Source organism: Ramlibacter sp. G4-7 (assembly GCF_057784995.1).
The window spans coordinates 135,243-147,273 of the sequence record NZ_JBYNTT010000007.1 but is presented as its reverse complement, the minus strand read 5'-3'; the positions used below and the strand labels follow the sequence as shown (position 1 = coordinate 147,273).

11 protein-coding genes are annotated in these 12,031 nt (G+C 71.1%); 3 read left to right on the top strand and 8 right to left on the bottom strand.

From position 1 onward, the window contains the following. Positions 1-173: 173 nt before the first annotated feature. Positions 174-527 (top strand): hypothetical protein, encoded by a 354-nt coding sequence (locus tag AC3EGR_RS11700; protein WP_488546646.1) that lies wholly within the window; start codon positions 174-176, stop codon positions 525-527. 39 nt (positions 528-566) lie between these two features. Here AC3EGR_RS11700 and AC3EGR_RS11695 read toward each other — a convergent pair whose 3' ends face one another. Further along, the gene (locus tag AC3EGR_RS11695; protein WP_488546645.1) at positions 567-923 is read right to left on the bottom strand and encodes a YraN family protein; all 357 of its coding nucleotides are present in this window, start codon (positions 921-923) and stop codon (positions 567-569) included. A gap of 13 nt (positions 924-936) precedes the next feature. On the opposite strand from AC3EGR_RS11695, the gene rsmI reads away from it, so the two are divergent. Further along, on the top strand, positions 937-1,833 hold the full coding sequence (gene rsmI, locus AC3EGR_RS11690; protein WP_488546644.1) for a 16S rRNA (cytidine(1402)-2'-O)-methyltransferase: 897 nt from the start codon (positions 937-939) through the stop codon (positions 1,831-1,833). A gap of 27 nt (positions 1,834-1,860) precedes the next feature. On the opposite strand, the gene AC3EGR_RS11685 is transcribed toward rsmI, so the two are convergent. Both AC3EGR_RS11685 and hemE read right to left on the bottom strand, forming a co-directional pair. Beyond that, positions 1,861-3,906 (bottom strand): primosomal protein N', encoded by a 2,046-nt coding sequence (locus AC3EGR_RS11685; protein ID WP_488546643.1) that lies wholly within the window; start codon positions 3,904-3,906, stop codon positions 1,861-1,863. Positions 3,907-4,264: 358 nt separating this feature from the next. Continuing rightward, complete coding sequence (gene hemE, locus AC3EGR_RS11680; protein ID WP_488546642.1) at positions 4,265-5,368, bottom strand: uroporphyrinogen decarboxylase; 1,104 nt, start codon at positions 5,366-5,368, stop codon at positions 4,265-4,267. Between the two features lie 37 nt (positions 5,369-5,405). On the opposite strand from hemE, the gene AC3EGR_RS11675 reads away from it, so the two are divergent. Beyond that, a complete protein-coding gene (locus AC3EGR_RS11675) occupies positions 5,406-6,494 on the top strand; it encodes a tetratricopeptide repeat protein (protein ID WP_488546641.1) in 1,089 nt (362 codons plus the stop codon). Positions 6,495-6,510: 16 nt separating this feature from the next. Here AC3EGR_RS11675 and AC3EGR_RS11670 read toward each other — a convergent pair whose 3' ends face one another. The 5 genes from AC3EGR_RS11670 to AC3EGR_RS11650 all read right to left on the bottom strand — a co-directional run bounded on the left by AC3EGR_RS11670 (position 6,511) and on the right by AC3EGR_RS11650 (position 11,985). Then, the gene (locus AC3EGR_RS11670) at positions 6,511-7,875 is read right to left on the bottom strand and encodes an O-acetylhomoserine aminocarboxypropyltransferase/cysteine synthase family protein (protein ID WP_488546640.1); all 1,365 of its coding nucleotides are present in this window, start codon (positions 7,873-7,875) and stop codon (positions 6,511-6,513) included. A 5-nt stretch (positions 7,876-7,880) separates the two neighbouring features. Then, a complete protein-coding gene (locus AC3EGR_RS11665; RefSeq protein WP_488546639.1) occupies positions 7,881-8,360 on the bottom strand; it encodes a CoA-binding protein in 480 nt (159 codons plus the stop codon). A gap of 86 nt (positions 8,361-8,446) precedes the next feature. Then, positions 8,447-9,052, bottom strand: coding sequence for a thioredoxin family protein (locus AC3EGR_RS11660; protein WP_488546638.1), 606 nt, complete (start codon positions 9,050-9,052; stop codon positions 8,447-8,449). Positions 9,053-9,064: 12 nt separating this feature from the next. Beyond that, a complete protein-coding gene (locus AC3EGR_RS11655) occupies positions 9,065-11,200 on the bottom strand; it encodes a protein-disulfide reductase DsbD family protein (protein ID WP_488546637.1) in 2,136 nt (711 codons plus the stop codon). A gap of 41 nt (positions 11,201-11,241) precedes the next feature. Beyond that, entirely contained in the window at positions 11,242-11,985 is a 744-nt protein-coding gene (locus AC3EGR_RS11650) for an alanyl-tRNA editing protein (protein WP_488546636.1), read from the bottom strand. Positions 11,986-12,031: the final 46 nt, after the last annotated feature.

Below are 12,031 nucleotides of genomic sequence, written 5' to 3'. Positions count from 1 at the left end.
CATCGCACGGGTGCGGGAAGGAATGGCCGACGCGGCGGCGGACGCGACCCGACACGAGCTCACGCGCGGAACTGACTTCGCCGCCGCTGGGGCTCACTAATCTTGCGTTGCTGGCCAACCAATTCGGCTCGCAGGTTCTGAGTTCCACAAATCAAGTTCTAGGAGAAGTTGCAATGGCTGTTCTGAAAAAAATTGCCGGTCTGGTTGCCGGTGCTTCCGCTGTCGCCGTGATCGGTGTTGCCCTGGCCCAGGGTGTTCCCCCGAACCCGTTCGTGTCCAACCCCGCCCTGGGTGCCGGCCAGCAAAGCTCGCACCTGACCTCCATGGGTGAGACCGGCGTTCCCGGCCTGATCGACCAGGTCCAGACCGCCCAGATCACCACGGTGCGCGAAGTGGCGGTGGTGGAGCAGCCTGCCCAGGTTGCGCAGGCCCCGGCCCCGATCGTCGAAGAGCGCCAGTCCATGGGCGCGGCTCCGGCGCCCGCCGAGCCGGCTCCCGTGATGGCTCCGAAGCGCGACCGCAACTAAGCAGGCGCGTTCTGCTGGGGTTGGACCTGCGGGCCGGCCTCAGCCAGCATCGAAGGCGGCACGCATCCACTGGATGCTGCCGCCTTCCATGCTGATGACGTCGAAGCGGCAGGGCGGCGGTTCCGGCAGGCGCATGAGGTAGTGGCGCGCCGCGAACACGATGCGCCGCCGCTTCTGCCAGCCCACGCTGGCCGCGGCGCCGCCGAAGGCGTGGTGGGCGCGCTGGCGCACCTCCACGAACACCAGCGTACCGTCGGGGTCGCGCAGGATCAGGTCGATCTCGCCGCCGCCGCGCCCCGGCGTCCGATAATTGCGCGCGACCAGCCGCAGGCCGCGCGCGAGCAGGTGCGCCAGCGCCCGGTCCTCCGCCGCATCGCCTTGCTGCTTGGTCGTCATCGCAGGAGTCCCCTTGAGCGCTTCCTTCGCCGCCGCACTGGCGGCCGCGCGTGACGCGGCCGGTGCGCAGCACTATCCGCCGGCCGCCCTTTATATCGTCGCCACCCCCATCGGGAACCTGGCGGACATCAGCCTGCGGGCCCTGCACGTCCTGCAATTGGTGGACGCGGTGGCCTGCGAAGACACCCGTCACACGCAGGCCTTGCTGCGCGCGTATGGCATCGACAAGAGTGCGTGGCTCAGCGTGCACAGGCACAACGAGGCCGAAGCGGCGCAGCTGGTGCTGGCGCGGCTGCAGCAGGGCCAGCGCGTGGCCTATGCCAGCGATGCGGGCACGCCGGGCGTCAGCGACCCGGGCGCCCGCCTGGTGGCGGCCGTGCGCGCGGCCGGCCTGCCGGTCGTGCCGCTGCCGGGACCCAGCAGCGTGACCACCCTGCTGTCGGCGGTGCCGGCGCAGCAGGAAGACAGCGCTTTCGTGTTCTTCGGCTTCCTGCCCGCCAAGGGCGGGGAGCGCCAGCAGGCGGTCGAAGCGCTGCGGACGGAGCCGCGCGCGGTGGTGCTGCTCGAAGCGCCGCACCGCATGGGAGCGCTGGCGGACACCCTGGCCAGCCTGGGGCCGCGCGGGATCACCGTGGGCCGCGAGCTCACCAAGCAGTTCGAGGAGATCGCATCGCTTGCCTGCGCGGAGCTGCCGGCCTGGATGCAGGCGTCCCCCCAGCGCAGCCGCGGCGAGTTCGCGCTGGTCCTGCATCCGCAGCCGCTGGAACGGGACGACGCGCAGGGCCAGCGGGTGCTGAAGCTGCTGCTGGCGGAATTGCCCGTGAAGACAGCGGTGAAGCTGGCGGCGGAGATCACGGGTGGGTCGCGCAACGAGCTCTATCAGCTGGCGTTGCAGTTGAAGGGGGAGTGACGCGGGGCTTGCACGGCCCCCACTCCCTCAGATCGCCAACGGATCCACATCCACCGCCCACCGGATCAGCCCCTTGATCCGCAGCCCGTGCAGCACCGGCTGCCAGGCGGCCAGGAAGGCCTGCAGCGCCGGCCGCGAGCCGCTTTCCAGCAGCAGTTGCGCCCGCTCGACGTTCGCGACGCGCTGCACCGTCATCGGCACCGGGGCGTAGACCACCACGCGGTCGCTGCCGTCCAGGCCTTCGCTCGCATCGGCCGCCGCCTGCAGGAACGCCTGCGCGACCTCCTGCGTGCGCGCTTCGGCGCGCAGCAGGGCCTGGAAAGCGAAAGGCGGCATGGCCGCCTGCTGGCGCTCCTTCAACTGCTGCCCGGCGAAGGCGGGAAAGTCGTGGCGCTTCAGGGCGACGAACAGCGGGTGCTCCGGGTTCCAGGTCTGCACCCACATCTCGCTGGCGGCGGCGTGCGCGGCATCGCGCCCGGCGCGGCCGGCCGCCTGCATCAACAGGCTGAACAGGCGCTCCGGCGCGCGGAAGTCGCTGGAAAACAGTGCCGCGTCGGGGTTCACCGCTGCCACCAGGGTGATGCGGCGAAAGTCGTGGCCCTTGGTGACCATCTGGGTGCCCACCAGCACGTCCACCTCGCCCGCGTGCACCTGCGCAAGCTGCTCCTGCAGCGCCCCCTTCAGCCGCGTGCTGTCCGCATCCATGCGCGCGATGCGCACGGGCTCGCCGTCGGGCCGGCGCGTGTCGGCGAGCAGCTGGGCCAGCTGCTCCTCCAGCATCTCCGTGCCGCGGCCCAGGGGCTGGATGTCCACGTTGCCGCACTTGGGGCAGGCGCGCGGCACCCGCTCGGTGTAGCCGCAATGGTGGCAGCGCAGCGTGCGGTCGATCTTGTGGAAGACGCGGAAGGCGCTGCAGTGGCTGCATTCGCTGCGCCAGTCGCACGCCGTGCAGGCGAGGACGGGCGCGTAGCCGCGGCGGTTCAGGAAGACCAGCGACTGCTCGCCGCGGCCGATGCGCTGCGCGATCGCGGCCAGCAGGGGCGGGGAGAACAGGGTCGCGCGCGGCTGGTGGTTCATGTTGACGATGCGCACCGCCGGCAGCGTGCCCTCGCCCACGCGCGTAGGCATCTCCAGGCAGCGGTAGCGGCCGCGGTCGCAGGCCTGCCAGCTCTCCAGCGAGGGGGTCGCGGAGCCGAGGATCACCTTGGCGCCTTCCAGCCGGCCGCGGTAGACCGCCAGGTCGCGGGCGGAGTAGCGCGCGCCTTCCTGCTGCTTGTAGCTCGGGTCGTGCTCCTCGTCGACCACGATCAGCCCCAGGCGGGGCAGCGAGGCGAAGATGGCCATGCGGGTGCCGAGCACGATCCGGGCGCGTCCCAGGTGCGCCGCGATCCAGCTGCGCAGGCGCTGCGGGTTCGTCATGCCGCTGTGCAGGGCCACCACCGCGTCGGCGCCGAAGCGCTGCTCGAAGCGGGATTGCAGCTGCGGCGTGAGGTTGATCTCGGGCACCAGCACCAGCGCTTGCGCCGACGGGTCGCTTTCCAGCAACGAAGCCACCGCGCGCAGGTAGACCTCGGTCTTGCCGCTGCCGGTGGCCCCGAACAGCAGGAAGGGGCCGGGCTCCCGCGCCACCGCCTCCAGCGCCTGCTGCTGGTCGGCCGTGAGCGGCGGCAGCGGGTCCGGCTGGATCTTGGCCGCCGCTTTCGGGCTGCGCGCCAGGCGCCGGGCGAGTTGCGCGGCATCCAGCGCGCGCAGTTGCGGCGGCAAGGCCGCCAGCGCGACCTCGCCCAGGCTGCGCTGGTAGTAGCTGGCCGCGAACCCGACGAGCTCGCGCCACGCGGCCGACAGCGGCGGCAGCCCCTCCAGCGGTCCGAGCACCGACTTGAGCTGCCCGGGTGCGGGCCCATGCGCATCGTCGGCTGGCGGATCCCAGGCGACGCCGCACACTTCCCGCCGCCCCAGCGGCACGCGCAGCAAGGTGCCGGGCGTGAGTGGAAGCTCACTGCGGTAGCTCAGTGGCTCCACCAGCGCGCTGTGCGCGGGGGCGGCCACGATGACGTGTGCGATCTCGCTCATCGACACCCTGTCTTAGGTCCCATGCTTAAGACGAGCTCGCGAAGTCCGGGGTAAGTGCTTGATTCCAATGAACTTTGCCGCTGGGGTCGCCGTGCTGTGGATAACTTTGTTGATACCAGCCGCCCGGGCCGCCCGAACCGCCCGGAAAATCAAGGGCTTGGGTGGCCGGTGCGTAATTTTGCTGCACCGCGGAGTCCAACAAAATCAAGGACTTACGCGCGCTAGCGAATTGGAAGCAGCGCATCTGCCCGCAGGGCGGCTTGGCTGCGCCGCAACACAGTTTTTGTGCATAAGTCAAGGCGCGTGCTGCGGTGCTTCGTGCTTCCTGTCAGCTAGGGAACTCCCTGATGCACGAAGTTCACGCTGTCGTGGCAGCGCGCACGCGGGCCGAATGCGCGTGGACCGCCTCCACCAGCGCCTGGACGCGATCGGGCGGCGTGTGCTGGCTGATGCCGTGCCCGAGGTTGAAGATGTGCGTCGGCCCGGTGCCCGCGCCCTGGTGCGGCGCGCCGAAGTCGTCCAGCACGCGGCACGCCTCCCTCGCGACCTGTTCGGGCGCAGCGAAGAGAGCCGCCGGATCCATGTTGCCTTGCAGGGCCTTGCTGCCGCCGACCAGCGCGCGTGCGCGGCCGAGGTTGACGGTCCAGTCCACGCCCAGGACTTCGCAGTCCAGTTTCTCCATTTCCTGCAACCACAGGCCACCGCCCTTGGTGAAGACGATGCGGGGGATGACGGCGCCGTCGCGGCTGCGGTCCAGCCTGGCCAGCACCTGCTGCGTGTAGCGCAGGCTGAACTGCTGGAAGGCGCCGTCGGCCAGGGCGCCGCCCCAGCTGTCGAAGACCATCACCGCCTGCGCTCCCGCGGCGATCTGGGCATTGAGGTACCCGGCCACGGCCTCGGCGTTGACCGCGAGGATGCGGTGCATCAGGTCGGGGCGGCTGTACAGCATGCTCTTCACCCCGCGCCAGTCGTCGGCGGAGCCGCCGCCTTCGACCATGTAGCAGGCCAGCGTCCACGGGCTGCCGGAAAAGCCGATCAGGGGGACCCGGCCGTTGAGTGCGCGCCGGATGGAAGTGACCGCGTCGAACACGTAGCGCAGCTTGTCCAGGTCCGGCACCTGCAGCGCGGCCACGGAGGCTTCGTCGCGCAGCGGCCGGGCGAGCTTCGGGCCTTCGCCTTCCGCGAAGCTCAGGCCCAGGCCCATGGCGTCGGGCACGGTGAGGATGTCGGAGAACAGGATCGCCGCGTCCAGCGCGAAGCGGTCCAGCGGCTGCAGCGTCACCTCGGTCGCATACTGCACGTTGGTGGCCAGGCCCATGAAGCTGCCGGCGCGCGCGCGGGTCGCCTTGTACTCCGGCAGGTAACGGCCCGCCTGCCGCATCAGCCACACGGGGGTGTATGCGGTGGCTTGCCGCAGGCAGGCGCGCAGGAAGGTGTCGTTGGCGAGCGGCGCGAAGGTCATCCCGCGATTGTCGCAGGGCCTATGATCCCGACCCGACATGGACAAGACCCTGGAACAGGCACGCACGCTCTTCATGGAGGGCGTTGCGCATTACGAGGCGGGACGGCTGCAACAGGCGGAGCGCCGGTTCGACGCCGCGCTGGCGCTGGCACCCGGCAGGCCTTCGGTCCTGACCAACCTGGGCGCCGTGCGCTTGCGGCTGCACCGGCCGGCCGACGCGCTGCCCTTGCTGCAGGAGGCCCTGGCGCAGGAGCCCGGCAATGGGGAGGCGCTGGCCTATTGCGCGACGGCGCTGGCCGAACTCGGCCAGATGCAGGAGGCGCTCGCGATGTTCGACCGCGCCCTGGCCACCGGCCCGCAGCCTGGCGCCGTCTGGATGTTCCGCGGCAACGTGCTGCGGGAGGTGGGCCGGGCACAGGACGCCGCCGCCTCGTACCGCGAGGCGCTGGCGCGCGGCGGCGACGCGGAACTGCTGAACTACTACCTCGCCGGCCTGGAAGGCGGTCCGGCGCCCGCGCGGCCTCCGCGCCAGTACGTGCAAGGCCTGTTCGACGGCTACGCCGAGAGCTTCGACACGCACCTCGTGACGCTGCGCTACGACGCGCCGCGGGTGCTCGTGCAGCGGCTCGCCGACACCGGGCGCCGCTTCGCCCATGCCCTGGACCTGGGCTGCGGCACGGGCTTGTGCGGTCCGCTGCTGCGGCCGCTGGCGGCGCGCCTGTCCGGCGTGGACCTCTCCCCGCTGATGCTGGAGAAGGCCCGGGCCTTGGGTGTGTACGACGAGCTCCAGCAAATCGATGCGGTGGAATACCTCGCTTCCGGCGCCGGCAGCCTGGACGCGGTCGTCGCCGCCGACGTGTTCATCTACGTCGGGGCGCTCGACGAGGTGTTCCGGCTGCTCGCCGCGCGCATGGCGGCCGGCGGGATCTTCGCCTTCACCGTGGAAGAAAACACCGGCGCGGACGTGGTGCTGCGCGGCAGCCTGCGCTACGCCCACTCCGAAGCCGGCATCCGCCGGCTGGCGCAGCAACATGGCTTCCGCGTGCAGGAGATGGAGCGCCGTCCCGTGCGCGAGGAGCAGCGCCAGCCCATCCCGGGCCTCTTCGTCTGGCTGGAAAAGTCGTAGCCCCCGGCCCCGGGGTTCACGCGAGCGCCTTGCGCAAGGCCTGGTCGACGTCCCAGAGGATGTCTTCCACGTCCTCGATCCCGACCGAGAGCCGGATCATGTCCGGCCGGACCCCGGCGCGGGCGAGTTCCTCTTCGTCCAGTTGCCGGTGGGTGGTCGACGCCGGATGGATCACCAGCGTCTTGGCATCGCCGATGTTCGCCAGGTGGCTCATGAACTCGCAGGCGTCGATGAAGCGTTCGCCGGCCCGGGCCGGGTCGTCGGCGCGGATGCCGAAGGTGAGGATGCCCGAAGCGCCCGGCCGGCCGTCGATCGCGCGGAACTGTTTTTTCGCCAGCGCATGGTGCGGCGAGCTCTCCAGTCCCGGATAGTTCACCCAGCCCACCAGCGGATGGTCCGCCAGGAACTCCGCGACGCGCTGCGCATTGCGGCAGTGCGCCTGCATGCGCAGGTGCAGCGTCTCGATGCCTTGCAGGATCAGCCACGCGTTCAGCGGCGACAGCGCGGCGCCGAAGGTGCGGTTCACCTCCATGCGCGCCTTCATCGTGTAGCCGAAGTCGCCGAAGGTCTCGTAGAACTTCACGCCGTGGTAGGCGCGGCTGGGCTGCAGCATCTCGGGAAACTTCTGCGCCGCCAGGCCGCTGCCCCAGTCGAACTTGCCCGACTCCACCAGCACGCCGGCCATGGTGGTGCCGTGCCCGCCCAGGTACTTGGTGGCGCTGTGCACGATGATGTCGGCGCCGAAGTCGAAGGGGTTGCACAGGTAGGGGCTTGGCACCGTGTTGTCCACGATGAGCGGCAGCCCATGGTCGTGCGCGATGCGCGCGACCGCCTCGATGTCGAACACGTTGACCAGCGGATTGCCCAGGGTCTCGCCGTAGACCGCGCGCGTGTTCGGCCGGATCGCGCGGCGGAAGTTCTCCGGGTCCTGCGGATCGACGAAGGTCGTCTCGATGCCGAGGCGGCCGAAGCCGGTCCCGAGCTGCCCTACGGTGCCGCCATAGAGCGTCGAGGCGGCGACGATGTGGTCGCCCGCCTTGAGGATGGTCAGGATGGCCGTCATCTGCGCCGCCATGCCGGTGGCGCAGGCGAGCGCCGCGCGGCCGCCTTCCAGCGACGCGACCCGCTCCTCCAGCACCGCCACCGTCGGATTGCTGATGCGGCTGTAGACGTTGCCGAAGGTCTGCAGGTTGAACAGGCTCGCGGCGTGCTCGGCGGAGTCGAACACGAAGCTGGTCGTCTGGTGGATGGGCGTGGCGCGCGCGCCGGTGACCGGGTCGGGGATGGCGCCGGCGTGGATGGCGCGGGTGCCGAAGGCGTACTCGCGGTCGGCGCCCGCTTGCTGTTTCCTGCCGGCGTCGTCGTCGTGGTCCTGGCTCATGGCGATCAGTAGAAAAGTTGCTGGGGACGGCGCGCCGAGATGACCCGGGTGTTCACGCCCGCCCAGTTCAGGCCGCCGAACAGGCGCGCGTGCTCGATCTTCACGCAGCGGTCCATCACCACGTCCAGCCCGGCGGCGCGCGCCTTGGCCGCTGCCGCCTCGTTCACCACGCCGATCTGCAGCCACAGGCACTTCGCGCCGGCGGCGATCGCCTCGTCGGCCAGCGGCGGGATGTCGGCGCTCTTGCGGAAGCAATCGACCATGTCGACGGCGATCCCGGCCTCGACTGCCGCGGTCACGCTGGGATAGCTGCGCTGGCCCAGGATCTCGGGAGCGGACGGATTGATCGGCACGATGCGGTAGCCATGCTCCTGCATGTACTTGGCCGCGAAGAAGCTGGGGCGGTGCCATTGCGGCGACAGGCCCACCACCGCGATCGTGCGGCAGCTGCCCAGGATGCGGCGCAGTTCGTGGATCGTGCTCATCGCGCCAGTGTAAGGACTGGCGCGGGCCGGGGAAGGGGTGGATGCCCGCCCGCGCGGGAGCCTTCGCGTCCCGCTGCGCGCACCTGCTAGGACTTGTACTTGATCGAGCAGCCGTACGCCCGGGTCGTGGCGGCGCTGATCGGCTTGCCCGCCGTCGCCTCCGACAGGCCTTGCTTCACGTAGTTCACCGCCCGGGCGATGTCGTCCTTGCTGCTGGAGGGGATGCTGTCGATGCCGCCCGCGTAGACCAGCCGCCCCTGCGGATCGACGATGTACATGTGCGGCGTGGTGCGCGCGCCGTACGCGCGGCCGACCGTGCCTTCCTCGTCCAGCAGCGTGGCCGTGGGTTGCACCTTGCGGTCCTTCTGCCACGCCACCAGCTTCGCGGGCTCGAGCCAGTCGAAGCTCGCCTTTTCGGTCGAATTGATCGACAGCCAGACGGCGCCGCGTGCCAGCGCGTCCTGCTGCGTGGCCGCCATGTTGCCGCTGTCGTAGTGTTTTCGCACGTAGGGGCAGCCGGGGTTGGTCCACTCGAGCACGACGTACTTGCCGCGGAAGTCGGCGAGCTGCACGGCGCGGCCATTCGCGTCCTGCAGCGTGAAGGCGGGCGCCGGCTGGCCGACGACCGGGGCGGATTGCGCGGCCGCGGCAAGGAGCAGCGCGGGCAGCGCGAGGATGGCACGACGCAACATGGCGGATACCTCCTAGAGATCGGACAGCGCGGCGCGCACTTCGTCCACTCCGAGCACTTCGGAGAGCACGACCGGGGCGCGCCCGGGCCGGTACACCACGTACACGGGAACGCCGCTGCGTCCCAGCTGCGTGATCGCCGCGGTGATGGCGGGATCGCGGCGGGTCCAGTCGGCGCGCAGCAGCGCGAAGCGGCCCGCGTCGAACGCGGCCAGCACGGCGGGATGCGACAAGGTGGTCTTCTTGTTGTACTGGCAGGTCACGCACCAGGCGGCCGTGAAGTCGACGAACACCGGCCGTCCCCCGGCAACCAGCTGCTGCACGCGGTCGGCGGACCACGCTTGCCAGCGCGCGTCCGCCGAGGCCAGGGTGCCGGCCGGCGCGGGGCGGGTGATGGAGCCGCCGGCGGACCAGGCGACGCCGAACAGCGCGGCCAGCGCCAGCGCGCCGAGGGCGAGACGCGTGCGCCCGCGCAGCGTCAGCGCCCAGACGAACATGCTCAGCGCGACCAGCAGCGCAAGCAGCGCGCCGGCGCCGTCGATGCCGCTCTGCTGGCCCAGCACCCACACCAGCCATGCGACGGCGGCGAACATGGGGAAGGCCATCAGGCGCCGGAAGGTCTCCATCCAGGCGCCGGGACGCGGCAGCCGACGCGCGACGGCCGGCACCCAGCCGGCGGCCAGGTAAGGCAGCGCCAGCCCCACGCCGAGCACCGCGAAGATGGCCAGCGCCTGCACCGCGGGCAGGCTGATCGCCAGCCCGAGCGAGGCGCCCATGAACGGCGCCGTGCACGGCGAGGCGACGGCCACGGCGAGCACGCCCGTGAGGAAGGCGTCCAGCACCGGGTGCCTGGCCTGCAGGCTCGCCACGCTGCTCGGGAGCATCGAGCCGAACTCGAACACGCCGGCGAAGTTGAGCGCCACCAGCGTGAACAGTGCGGCCAGGCTGGCCACCACGGCCGGCGACTGCAGCTGGAAGCCCCAGCCGAGCTGCTCGCCGGCGGCGCGCAGGGCCAGCATCACGCCACCGAGGGCGAGGAAGGAAACGACCACGCCGGCGGTGTAGGCGAGTGCGCTGGCGCGGTGGCGCCGCGTGTCATCGGCGTGGCGCGTGAAGCCCACGACCTTGATCGCGAGCACCGGGAACACGCAAGGCATGAGGTTGAGGATGAGGCCGCCGACCAGCGCGAAGAGCAGGGCGGTGGCCAGGCCGATGGCAGGCGCCGTGGGCCGCGCGGCGTTCTCGCGCAGCGCCTGCTCCAGCGCCGGCGAGACGGTGGCCGGCGGCGCCGTCGCCGGCCAGGTGCCCGCCACCTGCAGTTCCGAACGCCAGCCCTGCCCGTCGGCGGCGAGCACCACCGGGAACACGCCGGGACTGGCGCTGCGCTGGGGCGAGAGCGGGACGCGCGCGGTCCAGGCCGCGCCGTTCCAGGACTGCGTCCAGCGCGCGCCGTTGTCGATCACCTCCCCGAGTTCCGGAAAGAAATCCAGCGTCTTGCCGCGCAGCGCCACGGGCAGGCCCTGCACGATCAGCGCCAGGGCATCGCCTTCGATGCGCGCCGTGCTCGCGGGCAGGATGTGCGTGTCCGGCAGCACGGGCCGGGGCTGGGCGGCCAGGGCCGCATCGAAGGCCGGCGCGTTCAGCGCCGTGGTGCTGCGCAGGGGCAGCTTGAGCAGGAACTCGCCTTCCTCGGGGATGCATTCCTTCTTGCACACCAGCCAGGTCGCCTTGAGCTTGACCGGCAGTTCGTTGGCGAAGGGCGAGGGCTTGAAGTCCGGCAGCACCGTCAGCGGCACGGGCAGCAGCACCGTGCCTTCGTAGCCGTAGTTGACCAGCGTGCCGATCGGGATGCGCCTGGGCGTCGGCCAGGCGATGTCGCCGGCGACGACGCCGGCCGGCAGCGTCCACGTGAGTTCGGTGGGCAGGCCCGAGTCGCCGGGATTGCGCCAGTAGGTGTGCCACTCGGGCTGGTGGGTCAGTTGCAGGCCCACCCACACCTTCTTGCCGGCCTGCACCCCATCGGGCGCGTGCGCGAGCAACTCGGCACGCACCTGCGGCGTGGCGACCGTGGGGCCGGCGGCGGGCTGCGCCAGCGACAGCAGGGGCGCCGCGAAGGCGAGGCAGGCGGCGATCAGGCGAGCGAAGCTCATCGGATCATGGGAGCGGGCCGGGCGGTCCAAGTTCCGGCGGCTCAGGCGAAGCCGAGCACCACCCGTCGGGTGGTGGCGCTCTTCTTCTCGATCTTGGTCACGACCACGCCGCCGATCTCGGCGGTGTTGGCCACGTGGGTGCCGCCGCAGGGCTGGTAATCGATGGCGGTGTCGCCCGCGCCGATGCGGATGGTGCGCACGCGTCCCGTGCCCCGGGGCGGCTGCACGGACATGCTCTTGACGAGGGCCGGGTTGGCGTCCAGCTCCTCCTCGCTGATGGAGGCGACCGCGACGCCGTGCGCGGCCGCGACGAGACTGCGGATGCCTTCCGTGAGCGCGTCCTTGTCCAGCGGGTCCGTCATGTTGAAGTCCAGCCGCGCGTACTCGGGCGTGATGGAGCAGCCGTTCACCAGCTGCGGCACCAGGTGGCACAGGAGGTGCGTGGTCGTGTGGAAGCGCATCAGCTTGTGCCGGCGGTCCCAGGCGATGCGGGCGACGACCGGGTCGCCGGCGCGCAGGCGCGCGAGCAAGGCGTCCTGGCCAGGAGCGGGCACGTGGGCGATCCGGGCCGTGGGCCGACCTTCGGCGTCCTTGAGCTTGCGGGTATCGACGACCTCCAGCGCACTGCCGTCCGCCAGCACCAGCACGCCGCTGTCGCCGGCCTGGCCGCCGCCCAGCGGATAGAACACGGTGCGATCCAGGACCACGCCCTGCTCGTCCACGGCGACGACGGCGGCCGGTGTCTCGCGGAGGTAGGCGTCCTGGCGGAACAGCTCTTGCGTCATGGGCGCATTGTCCCGCTTTCGCACGGAACACGCCGGCGCGGGGAAG